Origin of the sequence: Acidovorax sp. Leaf73, from assembly GCF_916855635.1 — a bacterium.
Taxonomy (GTDB): Bacteria; Pseudomonadota; Gammaproteobacteria; order Burkholderiales; family Burkholderiaceae_C; genus Acidovorax; species Acidovorax facilis.
In genome coordinates this window covers 1,264,622-1,287,432 of record NZ_CAKASI010000001.1, presented here as the reverse complement: position 1 = coordinate 1,287,432, position 22,811 = coordinate 1,264,622, and the positions used below count along the sequence as shown (strand labels likewise).

Here is a 22,811-nt window from a genome sequence, read left to right as displayed (position 1 = left end):
TTGGGGTGGCTGCCCCAGGTGTTGAAAGTGCGCGTGGCGCCCAAAAGGCGCAGCGGGCCAGTGGGTGCAGAGGCTCGGTCAGCGTCGGCGCCGCATTCTTCAAGGGCCGCCGAGCCACTCGCCCTTTTGGTCACCGACCCACGCACGCACCAGCGGGTGGGGCGCTGCTTCAGGGACGCCCTGCGTCAGCGGGTACCAGGCGAGCGACCTTCTTTTCTTCCACCAGCGCCTCCATCTTCACGATGACCAGCGAGAGGTTGTCGCCGCCGCCCCGCGCGCGGGAGCGGGCTTTTTCAATCAGAAACTCCGTGGCTTCCCGTGGCGAGAGGGAATCAACCACGGAGCCGAGTTCGGTGGGCGAAAAGTAGTGCCACACCCCATCACTGCAGGCCATGAGCACATCGCCAGGCTGCAGTTGGGGGATCACATGGGTGGTGATGGGCGGGTCGCTTTCAGTGCCGAGGCAGCCCACCAAAATGTTCGAGTGCGGATGGTTGTTGGCCTCGGCTTCGGTCAGCTCGCCCCGGTCCACGAGAGCCTGTACATAGGAGTGGTCGCTGGTGCGGAACACCATGCGCGCACCTTGGAAGTGGTAGATGCGTGAATCGCCGGCATGCACCCAGTGGCAGTCGCCACGCGGGTTGATAAGAAAGGCTGCAATGGTGCTGTGCGGTTCCTGCTCGGCAGAAATGGCTGTGAGCCGGATCACGATGTGAGCTTCTTCCACCATGCTCTTGAGCATGGCTACCGGGTCGTCGGTGTCGGGCGAATAGCGCTCGAAGAGCTGGCGCGCAGTCATCATGACCTGGTCGGACGCCTTGCGCCCGCCGCTGCGCCCGCCCATGCCATCGGCAAGGACACCCAGTATGCAGCCATTGTGCCGCTCGTGGGAGATCAGGATCACCTGGTCTTGCTGGTACTCCCGGTCACCCTTGTGGATGCCGGTGGACGCGATGAGGCGAAACGCTTTGGTCATGCTGGTGATTGTGGGGGCGCGTACGCAAAGGGCCATCGCGCAAACGGGGGCAAGCGCGTATTATCCGCCCGCCTGTGGCATTTTTGCCATCCCACGGCCCCTTGCCTTGAACCCCAGCCTCCATTCCCCCCAACGCCAACTCATTGAGCTGCGCATCGAGCATGCCGATCTGGACGCTCTGATCGACCGGTGTGCCCCTGACGGCGTGGCGGACGAATTCACGCTGCGCCGCCTCAAAAAGCGCCGCCTCGCTCTGCGTGATGCCCTGGATCGCCTGGAACGGGACCTTCAACCCCAAGAGCCCGCTTGATGGCGTTGGTAGAGATGGTGCAGGAGGTGTTTGCCCCTGGCGGCGTGCTGGCGCGGGCCGACACGCATTTCCAGCCGCGCGAAGGCCAAACGCAAATGGCCATGGCCGTGGCGCACACCATCGAAACGGGCGGGGCGCTGGTCGTGGAGGCAGGCACGGGGGTGGGCAAGACTTTTTCCTATCTGGTCCCGGCACTCCTGAGCGGCGAACGGGTGCTGTTGTCCACCGCCACCAAGGCCTTGCAGGACCAGCTGTTTGCGCGCGATCTCCCGCGCCTGGCGCAGACCCTGGGCTTGCCGGTGCGCATGGCGCTTCTGAAGGGCAGGGCGAGCTATCTGTGCCTGTACCGCATGGAACTGGCGCGCCAGGATGTGTCAGCCCGTGAGCCTGGAGTGGCACGGGTTTTGGCCAAGGTCGAGAGTTGGTCGCATGGCACGCGCTCGGGCGATCTTGCAGAGCTGACGGGGTTGGACGAACGCTCGCCCGTGATACCGCTGGTCACCTCCACCCGTGAGAACTGCCTGGGCTCGCAGTGCCCCCGATTTCGCGAATGCCACGTGCATTTGGCGCGGCGCGAGGCCTTGGCGGCGGACATCGTGGTCATCAACCACCACCTTTTCTTCGCCGATGTGGCTGTGCGCGAGTCGGGCATGGCCGAGCTCTTACCGTCCGTGCGTGTGGTGGTGTTTGATGAGGCGCACCAGATCAACGAGACGGGCGTGCAGTTTCTGGGGCTTACGCTGTCCACGGGCCAACTGATGGATTTTGGCAGGGACCTGCTGGCAGCAGGGCTGCAGCATGCGCGAGGCCTTGCGGATTGGACGGGGCTTGCGAGCCAAGTGGATCTGTCTGCCCGGGATTTGCGCTTGGCAGCGGGAGATATGCGGGGCAGCGCAAAGCTGCGCTGGACCGATGAAACGCCGGAGAGCGTCAGGCCGGATGAATGGCAGACTGCCCTGCGCCGCGTGGCGCTCGCCTGCGCCCAGGCGCAAGAGGCGCTCGACACTGTCAGCGAAATAGCGCCCGACTTTGTGCGCCTGTATGAGCGCGGGACTGAACTGCTGGCGCGCCTGGCCCATTTTTCTGGCCCCGGCAATCCGGATGCGGTGCGCTGGGTCGATGTGGGGCCGCAGCTGCGCTTGACGGAATCCCCCCTGGACATTGCCGAGGCCATGCGCACACGCCTGCTGGCCACCCCTGCGGAACCCGTGGGTGACGATGGGTGGCCCGGGGAGCCTGCTGCCGGACCCGGCAGGGCCTGGGTCTTCACCTCGGCCACCTTGGGCGATGACGAGCAACTGAGCTGGTTCACGGAGCGGGCGGGTTTGCAGGACGCGCAGATCCTGCGGGTTGCGAGCCCGTTTGACTATGGGGCGCAGGCAGCACTGTATGTGCCACGCCACCTGCCGTCTCCGGCCGATCCTTCGCACAGCATGGCGCTTGCGCGCTGGGTGGGCGAGGCTGCAGCGCAACTGGGTGGCCGCACCCTGGTGCTGACCACGACGCTCAAGGCCTTGCGCACCATTGGCGATGCGTTGAAAGCGCAGTTTGCGGGCTCCGCTGTCCTGGAGGTGCTGGTGCAGGGCGAGTGGCCCAAACGGCGGCTGATGGAGCGTTTTCGCGAAGGGAGCGAGCACGGGCAGCAGGGCTGTGTGCTGGTGGCTTCCGCGACGTTCTGGGAAGGTTTTGATGTGCCTGGGGATGCCTTGCAGCTTGTTGTGATTGACAAGCTTCCTTTTCCTCCCCCGGGCGACCCTTTGGTGGAGGCGCGTACGCAGCGTATTGAGAAATCTGGCGGGAAAGCGTTCAAGTCTTACGCACTGCCCGAGGCAGCCGTTGCGCTCAAGCAGGGGGCGGGGCGGTTGATCCGGCGTGAGTCCGACCAGGGCATTCTGGTGGTGGGTGACACCCGCCTTGTCACCATGGGCTATGGCAAGCGCCTGCTGGCGGCCTTGCCGCCCATGCGGCGCCTGGAGTCAGAGCCCGAGTTTGAAGCAGCTCTTCAGGCGCTTACCAAAGCTTCCACCACGGCTCCGCCTTTTCCTTGAGGCCCCCGCGCAGATAGGCGCTTTGGGGGTACGAAGTGTCCATCACGCGGCGTGCATCGTCGCGCAGCTGCGTCATGCCCAGTGCGTCGTACGACTGGATCAGGATGTACAGAGCTTCTTCGAGCGCGGGCACGCCCTGGTAGTCCGCCAGGGCTACCTGGGCACGGCTGATGGCTGCCACATACGCGCCGCGCTGGAAGTAGTAGCGCGCCACATGCACTTCGTACTGCGCGAGCGAATTCACGATGTACGTCATGCGCTGGCGTGCATCCTGTGCGTAGCGGGATTCCGGGAAGCGGGTGGCCAGCTCGCTGAAGGCCTCAAAGGAGTCCTTGGCTGCTTTCTGGTCGCGCTCGGAAAGGTCCTGGCGCGAGATGAACGAGAACAGGCCAAGGTTGTCGTTGAAGTTCACCAAGCCCTTGAGGTACAGCGCATAGTCAAGCGCAGGGCTGGCGGGATGGAGCTTCATGAAGCGGTCCAGCGTTGCAATGGCCTGGGCTTTTTCGCCAGCCTTGTAGTGCGCGTAGGCCTTGTCGATCTGGGCCTGCTGCGCCAGCGGGGTGCCGGCTGCACGCCCTTCCAGCTTTTCGAGCAGAGGAACCGCCTTGTCGTAGGCGCCGCTGTTCATTTCGTCCTGCGCTTCCGAATGGATGCGATTGGGGCTCCAGTTGGCCGTTTTGTCTTCGGTTGTGCTGGAGCAACCCGCAAGCAGACCAGCAAGCAGCAGGGCAGAAACGAGGGGCAGTGGGGCACGCAGCATCGCAGGCAGCTTTCAGCAAAAAAGGAAACAAGGGTGCAGGATAGCTGGGCCGGTCCAGAGGGCCAGGCGCCGCTGGCATCCAGGGCACGAAAAAGCATTGTACTGGGGGTGGCACCTGTCAAGAGGCGTTGCGCTGCCAGCTTTCTCTCGGTGGAGGTGCTGGGCTTTCTACAATGGCCCCCATGTTTGTTCACTTGCGCCTGCACACCGAGTTCTCCGTCGTAGACGGTACCAATCGAATCGATGAGGTGGCCAAGGCGGCTGCCAAAGACGGCCAGCCTGCACTGGCCATCACCGATCTCAACAACCTTTTTGGCGCGATCAAGTTCTACAAGGAGGCGCGGGGCAAGGGCGTCAAGCCCATCCTGGGGGCCGAGATTTTTCTGGAAGGCGAAGCGGGCGCAGCCCCCTCACGCCTGATCGTCCTGGTGCAGAACCGCCAGGGCTACCTCAATCTGTCCGAACTGCTCGCGCGCGCGTGGACGCGCAATGTCGTCAAGAACCTGGCGCTGTGCACCTGGGCCTGGCTGGAAGAGTTGTCGGAAGGGCTGATTGCCCTGGCCGGGGCACAGGCTGGGCCTGTGGGCCAAGCTCTCCTGAAGGGGGACGAGTCGGGCGCCGCAGAGCTTGCCTTGCGCCTGGCAGGGCTGTTTCCACACCGGTTTTACATCGAGTTGCAGCGCGCGGGCCGTGTGGACGATGAAAGCCACGTGGTGGCTGCTGCACAGTTGGCGGCGCGCCTGAGCTTGCCCGTGGTGGCCACGCATCCTGTGCAGTTCGCCACCCCAGACGACTATGAGGCCCACGAGGCGCGCGTCTGTATTGCAGAGGGGGAGATCCTGGCCAACCCGCGCCGCGTACGCAAGTTCACGCGCGACCAGTATTTCAAGTCGTCTGCAGAAATGCAGGCCTTGTTCGCTGATGTTCCGTCGGCCATTGCGAACACGGTGGAAATTGCCCAGCGTTGCAACCTCACGCTGGTGCTTGGCAAGCCGCAGTTGCCGGACTTTCCCACCCCCAATGGCATGCCGATTGATGAGTTCTTTCGTTTTGCCTCGTTCGAGGGGCTGGAGGAGCGCCTGAAGCTTCTCTTCCCCAAGGAGTCCGACCGCGATCAGCAGCGTCCCCGCTATGTGGAACGCCTGGAGTTCGAGATCGGAACCATTCTCAAGATGGGTTTTCCGGGCTACTTCCTCATCGTGGGGGACTTCATTCAGTGGGCCAAGGCCAACGGGTGCCCTGTGGGGCCGGGACGGGGATCGGGTGCCGGTTCGCTAGTGGCGTATGCCCTCAAGATCACCGACCTGGATCCGCTGCAATACAACCTGCTGTTCGAGCGGTTTCTGAATCCCGAGCGGGTGTCCATGCCTGACTTCGACATTGACTTTTGCCAGTCCAATCGTGACCGGGTGATCGACTATGTGAAGGACAAGTACGGCAAGAATGCCGTGAGCCAGATTGCCACTTTCGGGACCATGGCTGCCAAAGCCGCCATCCGCGACGTGGGCCGGGTGATGGACATGAGCTACATGTTCTGCGACGGCATCTCCAAGCTGGTACCGGGCAAGCCCGGCATGTCGTACACGCTGGCCTATCCGCCCGAGGTGAAAAAGGAAGGCGACAAGAACAACTACGCACTGGAGCTGGAGCCGCTGCTGTACGAACGCGTGCAGAAGGAAGAAGACGTCAAGACCATCATCGAGATGGCGCAAAAACTCGAAGGCATGACCCGCAACATCGGTATGCACGCGGGTGGGGTTTTGATTGCGCCTGGCAAGCTCACGGATTTCTGCCCGCTCTACCAGCAGCCGGGCAGCGAATCGGCTGTGAGCCAGTACGACAAGGACGACGTGGAAGCTATTGGCCTTGTGAAGTTCGACTTCTTGGGTCTCGCCACTCTCACCATTCTGGAAATCGCGCGTGAGTTCATCATCAAGCGCCACAAAGGCCAGGAGAACTTCGCCTTCGAGAACATTCCGCTGGACGATGGCCCCACCTACCGGCTGTTTTCCGACGGCAAGACCGAGGCCGTGTTCCAGTTTGAAAGCCGTGGCATGCAGGGCATGCTCAAGGAAGCGAAGCCGAGTCGGCTTGAAGACCTGATTGCACTGAACGCGCTGTACCGTCCGGGTCCCATGGATCTGATCCCGAGTTTCGTGAACCGCAAACACGGCAAGGAAGTGGTGGAGTACCCCCATCCGCTGGTGGAGCCCGTGCTGGCCGAGACCTACGGGATCATGGTGTACCAGGAGCAGGTGATGCAGACCGCCCAGGTTCTGGGGGGCTACAGCCTGGGCGGCGCCGACATGCTGCGCCGCGCCATGGGCAAGAAGAAGGCCGAGGAGATGGCCGAGCACCGGGAGATCTTCCGAAAGGGTGCGGCCGAAAAGAACATCAGCCAGGAGAAGGCTGACGAAGTGTTCGATTTGATGGAGAAGTTTGCAGGCTACGGCTTTAACAAGTCACATGCGGCTGCTTACTCCCTGTTGGCTTACCACACGGGTTGGCTCAAGGTGCATTTCACCGCAGAGTTCTTCTGCGCCAACATGACCGTGGAAATGGATGACACCGACAAGCTCAAGGTGCTGTTCGAAGACGCGCAAAAAATGGGGCTCTCTTTCGAGCCGCCGGACGTCAACCGTGGCTTCTACCGGTTCGAGCCCGTGACCGACAAAATCATCCGCTACGGCCTGGGCGCCGTTAAGGGCACGGGCCAGCAGGCCATCGAGGCCATGGTGGCGGCGCGCGAGGGGCGTGGCGAAGGGCCCCACGGCGCCACCACCGGGCCTTTCAAGAGCCTTTTCGACTTCTGCCTGCGCGTGGACAAGGCGCGCATGAACAAGCGCACGGTGGAGGCTCTGATCAAGGCGGGTGCATTTGATTCCATCAACATGAACCGGGCATCGATGGTGGCGTCGATCGACCGGGCTTTTGACTTTGCGGCTGCCACGCTGGCCAACGTGAACCAGGGTGGCTTGTTCGACATGATGGGTGATGATGCCCATGGTTCCAGCACGCAGGAGCCTGAACTGGTGGACGCGGTTCCCTGGGGGATCAAGGAGCGACTCACCCTGGAGAAAACGGCGGTCGGTTTCTATCTGTCCGGCCATCTGTTCGATGAAGTCGCCACGGAGGTGCGCCGCTTTGTGCGCACCCAGATCGATGAGCTGCTGGACAGTCGCGAACCCCAGGTCTTGGCCGGGATCATCAGTGATTTCCGGGTCATCAATGGACAGCGGGGCAAATTGGGCCTGTTCAAACTGGACGACAAGTCTGCCGTCATTGAGGCGTCTGCCGATGAGGCCTTGCTCAACACGTACCGCAACCAGCTCAAGGAAGATGAGTTTGTGGTGATGATGGGCCGCTTGCAAATGGACCATTTCAGCGGTGGCCTGCGCGTGAAGGTGCAACAGGTGTGGGACTTGGCAGGGGCGCGTTGCCGTTTTGGCAAATACCTGCATGTCACCGTCGGCGACAAGGGCCCGGATGTGCACCGCCTGGTCAAGGAGTTTCCGCCGCGCAGAGAGGAGCTTGCCGAGGGTGAATTGCTCCACGGCCTGCGTGTGCGCATGGGGGTGCGCTGTGTGGCGCAGGACGCGGCCGCTGTGGCGGAGCTGCAACTGGGGGAGAGTGCCCGTTTTTATCCCACCGATGCTGCGCTGGCCGCCTGGACCGCCCAGGCGGGCAGTGGTTCGGCCACCGTGGTTTACGAATAAATCGGGTGTTGGAAACCATTCGGTGAATATCGTGAAGGCGACAGCTTGAAAAAAACCGGATCAACGTCAGATTTCCCTCACGGCAGCATGCCGCGCGGATCGCTAGAATGATTTTCATGGCAACAAAACCACCTTCACCCCCCACCGCGCTGCCCGTGACCCGGCCCGCGCGGGATGATGGCGGTTCGGTCGTGCTCGAAAGACGCACCCAGAAGACCCAGCCGCCGCAGATGTACCAGGTGGTCATGCTCAATGACGACTACACCCCCATGGAGTTCGTCATCGTGGTTTTGCAGGAGTTTTTCAGCAAGGACCGTGAACAAGCCACCCAGATCATGTTGAAGATCCATCTCGATGGCAAAGGCGTCTGCGGTGTTTATTCCCGCGATGTGGCTGCCACCAAGGTGGAACAAGTGCTTGACGCCGCCCTCAAGGCGGGCCACCCACTCCAATGTGTCAGTGAACCTGTTGAATAACAGGTTTTTGATCCCGATCTACAGTTATCCCTTCCACGCAAGCACAAAGGAGTTCACATGATTGCCCAGGAACTGGAAGTCAGCTTGCACATGGCCTTTGTTGAGGCCCGTCAGCAGCGCCACGAGTTCATCACCGTGGAGCATCTGTTGCTTGCACTGCTCGATAACCCCAGCGCAGCGGAGGTGCTGCGCGCATGTTCGGCCAATATCGATGATCTGCGCTCATCGCTGGCGAACTTCATCAAAGACAACACGCCCCAGGTGGCTGGCACCGATGAGGTGGACACGCAGCCCACGCTGGGATTCCAGCGTGTGATCCAGCGCGCCATCATGCACGTGCAATCCACGGGCAATGGCAAGAAGGAAGTCACGGGTGCCAACGTGCTCGTGGCCATCTTTGGCGAGAAGGATTCGCATGCCGTGTACTACCTGCACCAGCAGGGCGTGACGCGCCTGGACGTGGTCAATTTCATTGCCCACGGTATCAAGAAGGGCGAACCCCCAGAGCCTGCCAAGCCGGACAACCAGGCGGAAGGCGAAGAGGGTGGTTCTTCTGAGCGCAACGAAAAAGCCTCGCCGCTGGAACAGTTCACCCAGAACCTGAACCAGGCCGCCAAAGACGGCAAGATCGATCCGCTGATCGGGCGCCACTACGAGGTGGAGCGCACGATCCAGATCCTGTGCCGCCGCCGCAAGAACAACCCACTGCTGGTGGGTGAAGCTGGCGTGGGCAAGACGGCGATTGCCGAGGGCCTGGCCTGGCGGATTACCCAGAACGATGTGCCTGAAATCCTGGCCGAGGCCACGGTGTACTCGCTAGACATGGGCGCATTGCTGGCAGGCACCAAGTACCGGGGTGATTTTGAGCAGCGCCTCAAGGGCGTTCTCAAGTCGCTGAAGGACAAGCCCAATGCGATTTTGTTCATCGACGAGATCCATACGCTGATCGGTGCGGGTGCCGCGTCGGGCGGCACGCTGGATGCCTCCAACCTGCTCAAGCCCGCGCTTTCCAGCGGCCAGCTCAAGTGCATTGGCGCAACGACCTTCACGGAATACCGTGGCATCTTCGAAAAAGATGCAGCGCTGTCGCGCCGTTTCCAGAAGGTGGACGTGGTGGAGCCCAGCGTGGCCGAAACCATCGACATCCTCAAGGGCCTGAAGTCGCGCTTTGAAGAGCACCACAGCGTGAAGTATGCGGCGGCGGCCCTGCAGGCTGCAGCCGAGCTGAGCGCCAAGTACATCAATGACCGCCATCTGCCTGACAAAGCGATTGACGTCATTGACGAAGCCGGTGCTGCACAGCGCATCATGGTGCCGAGCAAGCGCAAGAAGACCATCGGCAAGGCCGAGATCGAAGAGATCGTGGCCAAGATTGCGCGTATTCCGCCTGCGAACGTGTCCAATGACGACCGTGGCAAGCTCCAGACGCTGGAACGCGACCTGAAGAGTGTGGTGTTCGGCCAGGACAAGGCCCTGGAAGTGCTGGCCAGCGCGGTCAAGATGGCGCGGTCCGGTCTGGGCAAGGGCGACAAGCCCATCGGCTCGTTCCTGTTCAGCGGCCCCACAGGCGTGGGCAAGACCGAGGCGGCCAAGCAACTGGCCTACATCATGGGCATCGAGCTCTTGCGCTTTGACATGTCGGAGTACATGGAGCGCCATGCGGTCAGCCGCCTGATTGGTGCGCCTCCGGGCTATGTCGGGTTCGACCAGGGTGGCCTGTTGACCGAAGCCATCACCAAGAAGCCGCACGCTGTGCTGCTGCTCGACGAAATCGAGAAGGCGCACCCGGACATCTTCAACGTGCTGCTGCAGGTGATGGACCATGGCACGCTGACCGACAACAACGGGCGCAAGGCCGACTTCCGCAACGTCCTGATCATCATGACGACGAATGCGGGCGCCGAGACCATGAACAAGGCGACGATTGGCTTCACCAACCCGCGCCAGGCGGGCGACGAAATGGGCGACATCAAGCGCCTCTTCACGCCCGAGTTCCGCAACCGGCTGGATGCCATCGTCAACTTCAAGGCGCTCGACGAGCAGATCATCCTGCGCGTGGTGGACAAGTTCCTGCTGCAGCTGGAGACGCAACTGGCCGAGAAGAAGGTGGAGGTTACCTTTACCGATACGCTGCGCAAGCACTTGGCCAAGAAGGGTTTCGATCCGCTCATGGGCGCCCGCCCGATGCAGCGTCTGATCCAGGACACCATCCGCCGCGCGCTGGCCGATGAATTACTCTTCGGTCGCCTGACGGACGGTGGGCGTCTGACGGTCGATATCGAGGTGAAGACCGACGACAAGGGCGTGGAAACCTCCGAGGTGCTGCTGGACATCCAGCCGCTGGCCAAGAAGGAACGCTCGGCCAAGTCCGAGCCCGCCGAGCCCGAGGAAGCCACGGCGGACTGATGGGCACTGGCGCCACTGGCGCCTTGCCGACACGTACCGGCACTCTCCAGACGCCAGCCATCATCGCGATGGCTGGCTTTTTTTTGTCCGCAGTGCAGTGTCAACAGCGTGGTGGCGGCGAAGTCTGCACAGGCAGTCTTTGACGAGCTGGATCAGCGAACTGGTGTGCGCGAACGCCGTCCGGTGCCCCAATGTCATTGAAACGTTTTCGCACAGTTCCGTGGCGAACCAGCACCTTTGGGGCGGCATACTGCGCGCTGACTGAGGAGACGCCCCCATGACCATGACCCCCACACCTTGCGCCCCGTTGCTTCCCGGTGATGCCTTTCGCAAGCGACGTCTGGGCGCGATCAGCCGGTGCCTCGCCATTGCCAGTTTTGGTGCCCTGGTGGCAGCTTGTGGCGGCGGCGGGGGTGATGCGGCGCCGATTTCACCGCCGCCGGGCTCCCCGGCGCCAGGCGCGCCAGCGCCAGCTCCGCCCCCCGGGGGCCATGTGTATGGCGATGTGCGCGGCGCAACCCTGGGTGTGGGCGCGCCGCTCAATGGCGCGCTGCCGTTCCCTGCCAACAATGACTGGAACGCGGATATCAGTGGGCTCCCCATCGATCCCAACTCTGACAACCTCATCGCCAGCATTGGCCTCTCCCGGGGTTTGTTCCCGGATTTCGGCGCGGGCCTGTGGGAAGGCGCGCCTATCGGCATTCCCTATGTGGTGGTGGCAGGTAACCAGCCGCGTGTGGCGGTGCAGTTCACCGACTACGGCGACGAGAGTGATGCAGGCCCGTACCCGATTCCGCCCAACGCGCCTATTGAAGGCGGTCCTTCCAGCGCGGGAGACCGTCACGTGATCGTGATCGACCGCGACAACAACCGCTTGTATGAAACCGGCAACAGCTACCCGCAGTCCGACGGCAGCTGGCGTGCGTCGGGTGGTGCTGTCTTTCACCTGGACAGCAACAACGTGCGTCCCACCGCCAGGCCACGATGGACCAGCGCAGACGCAGCGGGCCTGCCGATTTTTCCGGGCCTGGTGCGGTACGACGAGGCGTCGCTGGGCGCCGGTGGCATCCGCCACGCGCTGCGCTTTACCGTCAGCCAGACCCGCCGCGCTTACGTGCCGCCCGCGACCCACTGGGCATCGAGCAATACCAGCCCCAACCTTCCCCCCATGGGCATGCGCGTGCGCCTGAAGGCGGGCTATGCGATCCCGCCGGGCTTCTCTGCCGAAGCGCAGGCTATCCTCTCCGCCCTCAAGACCCACGGGATGATGGTGGCCGACAACGGCTCCAACTGGTTCCTGAGCGGGGCGCCGGACGAACGCTGGAACAACGATCGCCTGAAGTCCGAACTGCGCCAGGTGCTGGGCCGCGACTTCGAGGTCGTGCGCATGGACGGGCTGGTGACGCCATGACTCCGTGGGGCGGCCAGTTGGGCAGGCCTTGGGGCTCTGTCTACTGGCGCGCCGTAAGCCGCTCCAGCAGTTCCACGGTGGGATAGCCGTCCGCCACAACGCCGATGCTGCGCTGGTAGCCTCGCAGCCCCGCGCGGGTGGCGGGGCCCATCACGCCGTCCGGGGTGCCCGCGGCAAATCCCTTGCGGTTGAGCGCCTCTTGTAGCTCCTGCAATTGCTGGCGTGAAAGGGGTGCAAGGTCGCGCGGCCAGGCGGCAACCACGGGCCCGCCACCGCCAATCTGGCGCGCCAGCAGCGCCACCCCCAGCGCGTAGTTGACCGAGTTGTTGTAGCGCAGGATGACCCGGAAATTGCCCCCTACCAGAAAGGCCGGGCCTCGGGCACCTGCGGGCGTGACGATGGACGCGGAGGCCAGGGTGGGCAATGCCTGCCCGTCGATGCCGCGCACACTTTCGGCGTCCCACTGGGCTGTGGTCTGCCGTACGGAAGGGTCTGCGCGGGCGTGGTCGAAAGACGCGGGCAACTGCACCTCCACCCCCCAGGGTTCGCCCGCCTGCCAGCCCGAACGCGCCAGGAAATGCGCGGTAGACGCCGTCACGTCCGGGATGCTGCCCCAGATGTCGCGGTGGCCATCGCCATCGGCATCCACGGCGTAGGCCAGAAACACCGAGGGCAGGAACTGCGTGTGCCCCATGGCGCCGGCCCAGGAGCCGAGCATGCGGTCTGCTGCGATGTCGCCCTGGTCCACGATGCGCAGCGCGGACAACAGTTCGGCCTGGGCCCAGGCGCGGCGGCGGCCTTCATAGGCCAGCGTGGACAGCGCGTCCACGGTGCGGAACGTCCCGAAATTGCTGCCGTAGTTGCTCTCCATGCCCCAGATGGCGGTGATCACGGTGGCAGGCACGCCATAGCGGGCGGCGGCGGCTTCCAGCGTGGCGCTGTGTTCGGCCAGCTTGGCCTGGCCTTGGGCAATGCGCTGCTGCGAGACCGCACTGTCAAGGTAGGCCCAGGGTGTGCGCGTAAATTCAGGCTGTGCCCGGTCAAGCTCCACCACACGCGGCTGCCATTGCGCCTGGCCCAGCACTTCGCGCACCGTGCGAGGCTGGATGCCCGCCTGCAAGGCCTGCGTCGAAAACGCGTCGCGCCATGCGGCAAAGCCTGCCGCATGGTCCACGCCAGCGGTGGGGCTGCCGGTAGATGTTGCGGCATCTTGGGCCGGTGTGCTGGCGGTGGCAGGGGGGGCGCTGGCTGGCGGCGGTGTTTTCACCGCGTCCGGGCGATGGGGAGGCGCTGCGGCGCAGCCCGCCAGAGCCAGGGCTGCCCAACATGCTGCGAGGGAACGTGGGGACCAAGAGGACAAAAGGGAAGGGCGGAGCCGCGAAACGGAGGGATTGGCTGGGTGGGTGCTTTGCATGCGCCATTGTCCTGCGCTGCAGCGGCGGTGCTGCGCTGCAGGTGTATCACGGCGTGAAGCGGCATCCGAGGGGTATTTGTATTTGCTATATATTTTATAGCTGCTAGCGCTTTATCAGTATGCGCTAGGGGCCTAAAAAGCTTGTAAATCAGGTTACAGTTCACGGTATCCCTCGCCCTGTTCTTCTGTCGCCCCCTGTTTGCCCATCGACCATGGCCCCCCACACCTTCCTCTGGCACGACTACGAAACCTTTGGTGCCAACACGCGCCGCGATCGGCCTGCGCAGTTCGCGGCCATCCGCACGGACGCGGAGCTGAACGAAATCGGCGAGCCGCTGATGTTCTATTGCCAGCCTGCCAACGACTACTTGCCCGACCCGGTGTCGTGTCTCATCACAGGCATCACGCCGCAGCTGTGCCTGGAAAAGGGCGTGCCCGAGCACACGTTCGCTGCGCGCATTGAGTCCGAATTTGCGCAGCCCGGCACGATAGGCGTGGGCTACAACACCATCCGGTTTGACGACGAGATCACGCGCTTCATGTTCTGGCGCAACCTCATCGACCCGTATGCGCGCGAGTGGCAAAACCAGTGCGGCCGCTGGGACCTGCTGGACGTGGTGCGCATGACCTATGCGCTGCGGCCGGATGGCATCACCTGGCCAAAGAAAGAAGACGGCGTGACCCCCAGCTTCAAGCTGGAACACCTCTCCAAGGCCAATGGCCTGCAGCACGACGCGGCGCACGATGCGCTGTCAGACGTGCGCGCCACCATTGCGCTGGCGCGGCTGATCCGCGAGCACAACACCAAGCTGTTTGACTTTGCACTGAGCCTGCACAAGAAAGACCGCGTGGCCGCCGAGCTGCGCCTGCCCGCCACCACCAGCACGGCGCGGCCGTTTCTGCATGTGTCCGGCATGTTCCCCACCGAGCGCGGTTGCCTGGCCGTGATGTGGCCGCTGGCCAGCCACCCTACCAACAAAAACGAGCTGATCGCCTGGGACCTGGCCCACGACCCGCGCGAGCTGGCCACGCTGAATGTGGATGACATCCGCCTGCGCATGTTCAGCAAGGCCGACGCGTTGCCCGAGGGCGTGACGCGCCTGCCCATCAAGACCATCCACCTGAACAAGTCACCCATGGTGGTGGGCAATGTGAACACGCTCACGCCCGCGCTGGCGCAGCGCTGGGGCATCGACCTGGCCCAGGCCGCACAGAACGCCGAGGTGGCGCGTGCGCTGCCCGACATGAGCGGCATCTGGCCCGCAGTGTTTGCCCGCCCACAAGAGCCGGCGCCGGATGTGGATCAGGACCTGTACGGCGGTTTTGTGGGCAACAACGACCGGCGCCTGCTGAACGACCTGCGCACCCTGAGCGGCGACAAGCTGGCCAAGGCGCGTGCGAACTTTGATGACCCGCGCCTGGCCGAGCTGCTGTGGCGCTACCGGGCGCGCAACTTTCCGCAAACGCTATCGCCCGATGAGCAGGAACGCTGGGAGGCTCACCGCGCTGCCTGCCTGTTCGACGGGCAGGGCGGGGCGCGCACGGTGGAGCAGCTGTTCACCGAGATCGACGAACTCTCGGAGACCGCCGACGATGAGCGGACCCAGGACATTCTGGGCGCCTTGTACGATTACGCGGAGCACATCGCGCCGGAGAGGTAGCCCCCCTGAGGCGCTGCGCGCCTTTCCCCCGAGGGGGACGCACCCGGTGGCCTGGCGGAGCCAGTTCCACGGGTGCACTGGCATCAGGGCGCGCCAGTAGTGATCGCCCCGCCTCGTACGTAGACCAGTAGAAACAAAGCAGCCGCAGATTTTTATGACGACACCGCAGAACCACAGTTTCACCACCCAGATCGTGCACGCCGACCGCCTGGGCGGCGCCGAGCATGGGGCCATCCACAAGCCGATCCATACGTCCGTTCAGTACGGGTACGAGAAGATGGAAGAGCTGATCGCCGTGTTCCAGGGCACGAGCAAGGGCGGCTTTAACTATGCGCGCCAGGGCACGCCCACCACGGCGGCGCTGGAGGCCAAGATCACGCAGATGGAACGCGGGCACGGCTCCATCGTTTTCTCCACCGGCATGGCGGGCATTTGCGCGGTGTTCGTCACCCTGCTCAAGGCGGGTGACCATCTGGTGGCCAGCCAGTTCGTGTTTGGCAACACCAACAGCGTGTTCGGCACGTTGGCCGACCTGGGCATTGAAGTGACCACGGTGGATGTGACCGACGCGGCCAAAGTGGCTGCTGCCCTGCGCCCCAACACCCGCATGGTGTTTGTCGAAACCATTGCCAATCCCGGCACGCAGATCCCCGACCTGGAAGGCATTGGCGCGCTGTGCCAGCAACGTGGCGTGCTTTACGTGGTGGACAACACCGTGGCATCGCCCTATCTGTTCCGCGCTGCCACGGTGGGCGCGGGCCTGGTGGTCAATTCGCTCACCAAGAGCATCGGCGGGCAGGGCGCTGCGCTGGGTGGCGCTATCACCGACACGGGGCTGTACGACTGGTCGGGCTACCCCAACATCTTTGCGCCCTACCGCAAGGGCGACCCCAAGGGCTGGGGCCTTCAGCAGCTGCGCAAAAAGGGCCTGCGCGACATGGGTGGCACGCTGTCGTCCCATGCTGCGCACCAGCTGGCGCTGGGCGCTGAAACGCTGTCGCTGCGCATGGACCGTACCAGCGCCACGGCCCTGGCCTTGGCGCAGTGGCTGGAGGCGCACCCGGCCGTCTCGCGCGTGCTGTACCCCATGCTGCCTTCGCACCCCCAGCATGCCTTTGCCAAAAAGCTCCTCCAGGCGGGCTCATGGCTGCTGTCGTTCGAGCTGCGCAACCCCGACCAGTGCCTGGCCGTGTGCAACCGCCTGCAGTTGCCCATCAAGGCCACGGGGCTGGCCGACACGCGCACGCTGATCATCCCGGTAGCGCACACCATCTTCTGGGAGGCCGGCCCCGCCGTGCGTGCCGCCATGGACATTGGTGACAGCATGATCCGCCTGTCAGTGGGCCTGGAAGACCCACAAGACCTGCTCGCTGACTTTGAGCAGGCCCTTGCAGGCGCCTGACCTGTCAAATACCCGCCCAGGAGTCCCTCATGGCCACAGCAACCTCGGCGCCCCCCGCCAGCATCGGCAAGTACCGCATCGAGCGTGAACTGGGCCGGGGTGCGAGCGGCATCGTGTTTCTGGGGCTCGACGGCTTTAGGGGGCGCAAGGTGGCCATCAAGCAGACGCATGCCCATCTGCTGAAAGTACCCGAGCAGGCCGAGCGCTACCGCAAGCTGCTGCGCAACGAGGCTGCGCTGTCGGGCCGCCTGCGCCACCCCAACATCGTGCGCCTGCTCGATGCGGACGAGGAGGCGCTGCCCCCCTACCTGGTGCTGGAATATGTGGATGGCCAGCCCCTGTCAGCCTATGCCACGCCGGATGCACTGCTGCCCGTGCCCCAGGTGCTGGACATTGCCTTCAAGTGCTGCAACGCGCTCGAGTACGCGTGCCGCGAAGGCCTGGTGCACCGCGACATCAAGCCCGCCAACCTCATGCTGGCCAAAGACGGCGACATCAAGCTGACCGATTTTGGTGCGGCGCTGTCACTGCGCAGCGATGCCACGCAACTGTCGGGCCTGGTGGGCTCGCCGTCCTACATGTCGCCCGAACAGGTGCGTGAACACGACCTCACGCACCACAGCGACATGTTCTCGCTGGCTGTTGTTGTGTACGAGCTGCTCACGGGTCGCCGCCCGTTTGACGGCGACACCGACTTCGCCACGCTCTACAAGATCAGCAACGAGGCGCCCACGCCACCGAGCCTGCTGCGCGCGTCGCTGCCAGCCCATGTGGACGACGTGTTGCTGCGCGCCCTGGCCAAGCAGCCCTCCGACCGTTTTGCGACCTGGGACGATTTTGCACGGGCGCTGCTGGCCGCCCACCAGAGTCTGCCCCGCCAAAAATCCCAAGACACCGAGGCCGAGCGTTTTGCGCGCCTGCGTGCGCTGCCGTTTTTTGCCGACTTTCACGACGTGGCTCTGTGGGAGCTGATGCGCCTGGGCAACTGGCGGCGGCTGGAGCGGGGCACGGTGCTGATGCGCGAAAACACGCCCGGCGATTCGTTCTGCATCCTGATCGAGGGCCAGGTGGCCGTGAGTCGCCAGGGCTGGAATCTCAGCACACTGAGTGCGGGTGTCACCCTGGGTGAAATGACCTACCTGCGCCCCGACAACAGGCTGCGCACCGCCACCGCCGTGGCCGAGTCCGAAGTGCTGGTGCTCAAGGTGCGCAACCCCGCGCTGCGCGGGGCGTCCGAAGACCTGCAGTCGTGTTTTGACAAGGCCTTCATCAAGCTGCTGGTGGGGCGGTTGATTGCGACCAACGAGCAACTGGCCGAGTGGGAGCTGGTGGCTGCCCCTCCCGCCCCGGTAACACCGGCATCGCCTTCCGCGCCGCGCGGCTGAAGCGCCTTCGTTGCGCCCGCCGCTGGCTCGGCAACCAGGGAGTCAGTGCGCCACGGTTTGCAGTAGCAGCTCGTCAAGCGGGGCAGGGCGGCCCAGGGCGTATCCCTGGGCAAAGTGCACGCCCAGCCCGGTCAGCAGGTCCACGACGGCCTTGCTTTCGGCAAACTCCGCCACAGTCTTCTTGCCCATCAGGCAGCCAATTTCGTGGATGGACTTCACCATGGCGAAGCTCACCGGGTCGTCGGCCATGTTCTTCACAAACTGCCCGTCGATCTTGAGCATGTCCACCGCCAGCTCGCGCAGGTAGGCATACGACGATAACCCGCTGCCAAAGTCGTCGAGCGCGAACTGGCAGCCCCGCGCGCGCAGGGCGTGGATGAAACGGTTGGCCGCTGCCAGGTCGCCCATGGCGGCGGTTTCGGTGATCTCGAAACACAGGCGGTCGCAGCGCACCGGGGTCTGGTCCATGGCCTGCAGCACCTGGCTCAAAAATGCGGCGTCGCCCACGGACTGGCCCGATAGGTTGATGCAGCACAGCTCCACACGCTCCTGGTGTTCGGCCATCCAGGCCAGGGCTTTTTTGATGACCCAGCGGTCCACCCGCGCGGCCAGGTGGTAGCGCTCCACGGCGGGCATGAATTCGCCCGGCGAGACCCGTTGGCCGTCGGCCGTGCGCATGCGCAGCAGGATCTCGCAATGCAGGCCGTGCGGCGGGCTGCCCTGCAGTGTGCCCAGGCGGGCGATGGGCTGGCCAAACAGCTCAAACCAGTCATGCTGTAGCGCATGCTCGATGCGGCTGACCCATTCCATGACGCCATAGCGCTGCGCCAGGGCAGGGTCGTTCTCGGCATAGACGTGGATGCGATTGCGCCCCCTGTCCTTGGCCACGTAGCAGGCGCTGTCTGCCGCCTGCAGCAAGGCGCCCACGCTTTCGGTGGCGGCATCCAGCACCACGGCTCCGATGCTGACACTGACACTGAACACATGGTCGCGCCAACCAAAACGGAATGCGGCCAGTTCCTGCTGCATGCGCTCTGCGACCTTCAAAGTCTGTTGCAGGTCCTGCTGCCACAGCAGGATGCCGAACTCGTCGCCTCCCAGGCGGCACAGCAGATCCTGAGGCTGCAGGTGGGCCAGGAACAGGCGCGCCACCTGCCGCAGCAGTTCGTCCCCTGCCGCATGGCCGCAGGTGTCGTTGATCACCTTGAAATTGTCCAGGTCAAGGTAGCACACGCAGTGGCGGTCGGAGGCCTCCCGCGTGGCGGCAAAGGCCTGGGCCAGCAGGTGCTCGAACGCGCGGCGGTTGCCCAGGCTCGTGAGCGTGTCGTGCAGGGCCTGGAACTCCATTTCGCGACTCAGCCGGCTGGCCTCGGTCACGTCGCGAAACACCAGCACCACACCGTCAGCATCCCCGCCGGGGCGCAGCAGTGGTGAGGCGGACAGGTCCATCAGCAGGGGGGCTCCTGCCAGTGGTGTGGACCGCAGCTTGGAATGCAACTGGGTGCTGCCTTGCGCCAGTGCGCGGCCCACCAGGTCGGGGGCAGCCTGGGTGCCAGGTTCGGCGGCCAGGCCCAGCACGTCCTGGTGCCTACGTCCGCAGGCGGCGGACAGCGACCAGCCTGTCAGCGTCCGGGCTGCAGGGTTCAGGTACTGCACCAGCCCCGTGGCGTCGGTGGTGACCACGGCGTCGCTGATCGAGTGCAGGGTGACCTGCAGGCGCTCCTTTTGCTGCAGCAGCGCTTCTTCGGCCTCGTGCCGCGCGGTCATGAACCGCACCCGGTCCAGCGCCACGGCCAGATGCCCAGCGGTGGCCTGCATCAGTGCGATCTGCCAGGGCTTGGGGGGCCGCACGCCTTCCTCGTCGCCATAAGTGCCCATGCCCAGTGCGCCCATGCGCTGGTCCGCCATGATGAGCGGCACATTGACGATGGTACGGTTGTGCAGCACGGCGATCACGGCCTTGTTGGTGCGTGGGTCGGTGCGGGCATCTTCCACCACCACGACGTGGGTGGCCTGCATGATTTCTTCGAGCAGCGCATCCCCCTTCACGGGGATTTTCATGGTCTGCAGCTGGCGGCTCAGGGCACCCTCCTCACCGCTGGTGGTGTGTGTGAGGAAGTCCAGCATCCCCGAGGATTCGTCAATCAGGGCCAGCCAGACGTGGCGGTAGTCAAAAACACTCTCTCCCATGGGTTTGACGGCATCGAGCACGTCGGACAAGGTCCAAGCGCGTTCCAAGCGTTTGCACAGCTGGAGCAGGGCCTCGGAGTGCCTGCGCTCTTCGGCGTCGTGGGGCGCTGTGGGGTTGGGGGGCAATGTCATGGAACGTGGTGAAGGGCGTTTTCCGGGAGCCCTGGAGCAAGGGACGACGTGCTCGATCGCTGCCGTGGCGCCGCTTGCGCGCCCATGAGGCAGAGCATAGGTACCGCCTCAGTCGCCCGCATGGTGGAAACCACCAATTGGCTTTGGATGGTCCGTGCAAGCCACCCCGGAGTCTTTGGGGTCCGTGGTGCGCTCAGGGGCAACCCCCGGTGGGAGCGTCGGAATGGCCCCAGTGAGAAGGAGTTGGGTAGGAGCAACTTGCTATTCAATTTATAGCTACTGGCGCTTAATAGATAAGCGATAGGGCCATTTTTCTTCAATAACTTTAACCAAAAAACCGATAGCACACCACAACGGCCGCCACCACCCCCGCCAGTTCGGCCAACAGCGCGCAGCCCACCGCGTGCCGCGCACGCTGAATGCCCACCGCCCCAAAGTACACGGCCAGTACATAAAAGGTGGTCTCAGTACTGCCCTGAATGGTGGCTGCAGCCAGCGCCGCAAAGCTGTCTACCCCTTGCGTCTGCATGGTCTCGATCAGCATGGCGCGCGCAGCGCTGCCTGAAAACGGCTTGACCAGCGCAGTGGGCAGGGCGTCCACAAACCGGGTGTCTGCACCCAGCACCTGCACGCACCAGCGGATGCCATCGAGCACATAGCCCAGCGCCCCCGATGCACGGAATACCCCCACGGCACACAGCATCGCCACCAGATAGGGCAGCAGGCCCTTGGCCACGTCAAAACCTTCGCGCGCGCCCTCGATGAAGGCTTCGTACACGGGCACCTTGCGCCACGCGCCGATGCCCACGAACAGGACGATCAGCGCAAACAGCGTGAGGTTGCCCAGCAAGGACGACAACTGGGCCAGCGCGGCGGCGCTCAAGGTGGTCAGCAGCGCCATGAAGCCGCTCAGAACCAGCGCGACGGGCAGCAGATAGGCCAGCACCACGGGGCTCCACAGCGGCAGGCGCTGCACCACTGCCACGCTGAGCAGGCCCACCAGCGTGGACGCTGATGTAGCCAGCAGAATGGGCAAAAAAACCAGCGTCGGGTCGGGCGCTCCCTGCTGCATGCGGTACATGAAGATCGTCACCGGCAGCAGCGTGAGCGAAGAGGCGTTGAGCACCAGGAACAGGATCTGCGCGTTGGTGGCGGTGTCGGGCTCGGGGTTCAGCTCCTGCAGGGCTTTCATCGCCTTCAGGCCCATGGGGGTGGCCGCGTTGTCCAGCCCCAGGGCGTTGGCGGCAAAGTTCATCGTGATCAGCCCCAGCGAGGGGTGGCCGCGCGGCACCTCGGGCATGAGCTTGGCAAACAGCGGTGCCAGCCAGCGCGCCAGGGCGTCCACAATGCCCGCCTTTTCGGCAATGCGCAAGAAACCCAGCCACAGCGTGAGCGTGCCAAACAGCAGCACCATCACCTCGACCGACAGCTTGGCCATCTGGAACAGGGCCTGCACCATCGACGAAAAGATCTCGGCATTGCCGCCCACCAGCCACTGGGCCAGTGCGGCCACGGCAGCGGTCAGAAAAAAGCCCAGCCACAAGGTGTTGAGCATCAGTGGTCCTGAATGACGGGGAAGCGAAGGGCCTGCATGGTGGTGAGGTTACCTGCCCCCAGGCTGGGCGCTGGCTTGGGCGTGGCGGCAAGGCAACGGGTGGCTCGGTGGTACCCTATAGGGTTCGGTTCCAACCTGCACAGGGGCTTATTTCGGGCTTTTGGTGCTCGAATGGGCCTCCATCACATCGACAGGCGCCCTGGCGCGCCACAACTCCAAGAAAGACATCACCATGGGCGCGCAGTGGAAAGCAAAAGGCAAGGCACAGGTGGCCGACGCCAAGGGCAAGCTGTTTGGCAAGCTGGTCAAGGAAATCACCGTGGCCGCGCGCGGCGGTGCCGACCCGGCCAGCAATGCGCGCCTGCGCCTGGTGGTAGAGCAGGCCCGCAAGGCCTCGATGCCCAAAGATACGCTGGAGCGTGCCATCAAAAAGGGCTCGGGCACCGGTGCTGATGCCGTGAACTACGAGCGCGTGATCTACGAAGGCTTTGCGCCCCACCAGGTCGCCGTGATGGTCGAATGCCTGACCGACAACGTCAACCGCACCGCGCCCGAAATGCGCGTGCTGTTCCGCAAGGGCCAGCTGGGCACCTCGGGCTCGGTGGCCTGGGACTTCAACCATGTCGGCATGATCGAGGCCGAGCCCGCCACCCCTGACGCCGACCCCGAACTGGCCGCCATCGAAGCCGGTGCACAAGATTTTGAAGCAGGCGACGAAGAAGGCACCACCACCTTCTGGACCGACCCCACCGACCTCGACCTGGTGAGCCGTGCGCTGCCCGCCCACGGCTTCAATGTGCTGTCGGTCAAGCTGGGCTACAAGCCCAAGAACCCGGTAAACCCCGCCAACCTGACCGCCGAGCAGCTCGAAGAGGTGGAGAACTTCCTGGCCGCCATCGATTCCAACGATGACGTGCAGAACGTGTTTGTGAGCCTGGGCGGCTGATGGTGGTGGCCCGCTGGCCTGGT

15 protein-coding genes are annotated in these 22,811 nt (G+C 64.0%); 10 read left to right on the top strand and 5 right to left on the bottom strand.

The window, feature by feature from the left end; translation table 11 throughout:
• Positions 1–169: 169 nt before the first annotated feature.
• Complete coding sequence (locus LPA35_RS06045) at positions 170–976, bottom strand: PP2C family serine/threonine-protein phosphatase (protein WP_055396686.1); 807 nt, start codon at positions 974–976, stop codon at positions 170–172.
• Positions 977–1,082: 106 nt separating this feature from the next.
• On the opposite strand from LPA35_RS06045, the gene LPA35_RS06040 reads away from it, so the two are divergent.
• Positions 1,083–1,286, top strand: a complete 204-nt coding sequence (locus tag LPA35_RS06040; RefSeq protein ID WP_055396751.1) for a YdcH family protein — start codon at positions 1,083–1,085, stop codon at positions 1,284–1,286.
• Positions 1,286–3,334: an ATP-dependent DNA helicase gene (locus LPA35_RS06035; RefSeq protein WP_228895764.1), complete on the top strand. Its 2,049-nt coding sequence runs from the start codon at positions 1,286–1,288 to the stop codon at positions 3,332–3,334. The genes LPA35_RS06040 and LPA35_RS06035 overlap by 1 nt, the downstream gene beginning before the upstream one ends.
• Here the strand turns inward: LPA35_RS06035 and LPA35_RS06030 are convergent.
• The gene (locus tag LPA35_RS06030; RefSeq protein WP_055396690.1) at positions 3,297–4,094 is read right to left on the bottom strand and encodes an outer membrane protein assembly factor BamD; all 798 of its coding nucleotides are present in this window, start codon (positions 4,092–4,094) and stop codon (positions 3,297–3,299) included. The two genes, LPA35_RS06035 and LPA35_RS06030, sit on opposite strands and share 38 nt — an antisense overlap.
• Before the next feature lie 182 nt (positions 4,095–4,276).
• Here LPA35_RS06030 and dnaE point away from each other — a divergent pair, with 182 nt between their 5' ends.
• The 4 genes from dnaE to LPA35_RS06010 all read left to right on the top strand — a co-directional run bounded on the left by dnaE (position 4,277) and on the right by LPA35_RS06010 (position 12,103).
• A complete protein-coding gene (dnaE, locus tag LPA35_RS06025; RefSeq protein WP_228895762.1) occupies positions 4,277–7,810 on the top strand; it encodes a DNA polymerase III subunit alpha in 3,534 nt (1,177 codons plus the stop codon).
• Between the two features lie 107 nt (positions 7,811–7,917).
• A complete protein-coding gene (gene clpS, locus LPA35_RS06020) occupies positions 7,918–8,286 on the top strand; it encodes an ATP-dependent Clp protease adapter ClpS (protein ID WP_055396693.1) in 369 nt (122 codons plus the stop codon).
• A gap of 57 nt (positions 8,287–8,343) precedes the next feature.
• Entirely contained in the window at positions 8,344–10,692 is a 2,349-nt protein-coding gene (gene clpA / locus LPA35_RS06015) for an ATP-dependent Clp protease ATP-binding subunit ClpA (protein WP_055396695.1), read from the top strand.
• Between the two features lie 277 nt (positions 10,693–10,969).
• Positions 10,970–12,103, top strand: a complete 1,134-nt coding sequence (locus LPA35_RS06010) for a hypothetical protein (protein WP_228895760.1) — start codon at positions 10,970–10,972, stop codon at positions 12,101–12,103.
• Positions 12,104–12,143: 40 nt separating this feature from the next.
• On the opposite strand, the gene LPA35_RS06005 is transcribed toward LPA35_RS06010, so the two are convergent.
• On the bottom strand, positions 12,144–13,517 hold the full coding sequence (locus tag LPA35_RS06005; protein ID WP_228895758.1) for a lytic murein transglycosylase: 1,374 nt from the start codon (positions 13,515–13,517) through the stop codon (positions 12,144–12,146).
• 212 nt (positions 13,518–13,729) lie between these two features.
• On the opposite strand from LPA35_RS06005, the gene sbcB reads away from it, so the two are divergent.
• The 3 genes from sbcB to LPA35_RS05990 all read left to right on the top strand — a co-directional run bounded on the left by sbcB (position 13,730) and on the right by LPA35_RS05990 (position 17,965).
• On the top strand, positions 13,730–15,178 hold the full coding sequence (gene sbcB / locus LPA35_RS06000) for an exodeoxyribonuclease I (RefSeq protein WP_228895757.1): 1,449 nt from the start codon (positions 13,730–13,732) through the stop codon (positions 15,176–15,178).
• Positions 15,179–15,332: 154 nt separating this feature from the next.
• Entirely contained in the window at positions 15,333–16,580 is a 1,248-nt protein-coding gene (locus tag LPA35_RS05995) for a cystathionine gamma-synthase family protein (protein ID WP_228895755.1), read from the top strand.
• Positions 16,581–16,609: 29 nt separating this feature from the next.
• Positions 16,610–17,965, top strand: coding sequence for a protein kinase (locus LPA35_RS05990; protein WP_121420335.1), 1,356 nt, complete (start codon positions 16,610–16,612; stop codon positions 17,963–17,965).
• A 42-nt stretch (positions 17,966–18,007) separates the two neighbouring features.
• On the opposite strand, the gene LPA35_RS05985 is transcribed toward LPA35_RS05990, so the two are convergent.
• The gene (locus LPA35_RS05985) at positions 18,008–20,287 is read right to left on the bottom strand and encodes an EAL domain-containing protein (RefSeq protein ID WP_228895752.1); all 2,280 of its coding nucleotides are present in this window, start codon (positions 20,285–20,287) and stop codon (positions 18,008–18,010) included.
• Between the two features lie 325 nt (positions 20,288–20,612).
• A complete protein-coding gene (locus LPA35_RS05980) occupies positions 20,613–21,842 on the bottom strand; it encodes a nucleoside recognition domain-containing protein (protein WP_218299847.1) in 1,230 nt (409 codons plus the stop codon).
• A 232-nt stretch (positions 21,843–22,074) separates the two neighbouring features.
• Here LPA35_RS05980 and LPA35_RS05975 point away from each other — a divergent pair, with 232 nt between their 5' ends.
• Positions 22,075–22,788, top strand: coding sequence for a YebC/PmpR family DNA-binding transcriptional regulator (locus LPA35_RS05975; RefSeq protein WP_228895977.1), 714 nt, complete (start codon positions 22,075–22,077; stop codon positions 22,786–22,788).
• The last annotated feature ends 23 nt before the right edge of the window (positions 22,789–22,811 follow it).

What these genes read in the sequence shown, in the direction of transcription:
- dnaE (WP_228895762.1), top strand. Translation starts at nt 4,277, where the DNA reads ATGTTTGTTCACTTGCGCCTGCACACCGAGTTCTCCGTCGTAGACGGT.
- sbcB (WP_228895757.1), top strand. Translation starts at nt 13,730, where the DNA reads ATGGCCCCCCACACCTTCCTCTGGCACGACTACGAAACCTTTGGTGCC.
- LPA35_RS05995 (WP_228895755.1), top strand. Translation starts at nt 15,333, where the DNA reads ATGACGACACCGCAGAACCACAGTTTCACCACCCAGATCGTGCACGCC.
- LPA35_RS06005 (WP_228895758.1), bottom strand. Translation starts at nt 13,517, where the DNA reads ATGCAAAGCACCCACCCAGCCAATCCCTCCGTTTCGCGGCTCCGCCCT.
- LPA35_RS06030 (WP_055396690.1), bottom strand. Translation starts at nt 4,094, where the DNA reads ATGCTGCGTGCCCCACTGCCCCTCGTTTCTGCCCTGCTGCTTGCTGGT.
- clpA (WP_055396695.1), top strand. Translation starts at nt 8,344, where the DNA reads ATGATTGCCCAGGAACTGGAAGTCAGCTTGCACATGGCCTTTGTTGAG.
- LPA35_RS06035 (WP_228895764.1), top strand. Translation starts at nt 1,286, where the DNA reads ATGGCGTTGGTAGAGATGGTGCAGGAGGTGTTTGCCCCTGGCGGCGTG.
- LPA35_RS05975 (WP_228895977.1), top strand. Translation starts at nt 22,075, where the DNA reads ATGGGCGCGCAGTGGAAAGCAAAAGGCAAGGCACAGGTGGCCGACGCC.
- LPA35_RS05990 (WP_121420335.1), top strand. Translation starts at nt 16,610, where the DNA reads ATGGCCACAGCAACCTCGGCGCCCCCCGCCAGCATCGGCAAGTACCGC.
- LPA35_RS05980 (WP_218299847.1), bottom strand. Translation starts at nt 21,842, where the DNA reads ATGCTCAACACCTTGTGGCTGGGCTTTTTTCTGACCGCTGCCGTGGCC.
- LPA35_RS05985 (WP_228895752.1), bottom strand. Translation starts at nt 20,287, where the DNA reads ATGACATTGCCCCCCAACCCCACAGCGCCCCACGACGCCGAAGAGCGC.
- clpS (WP_055396693.1), top strand. Translation starts at nt 7,918, where the DNA reads ATGATTTTCATGGCAACAAAACCACCTTCACCCCCCACCGCGCTGCCC.
- LPA35_RS06045 (WP_055396686.1), bottom strand. Translation starts at nt 976, where the DNA reads ATGACCAAAGCGTTTCGCCTCATCGCGTCCACCGGCATCCACAAGGGT.
- LPA35_RS06010 (WP_228895760.1), top strand. Translation starts at nt 10,970, where the DNA reads ATGACCATGACCCCCACACCTTGCGCCCCGTTGCTTCCCGGTGATGCC.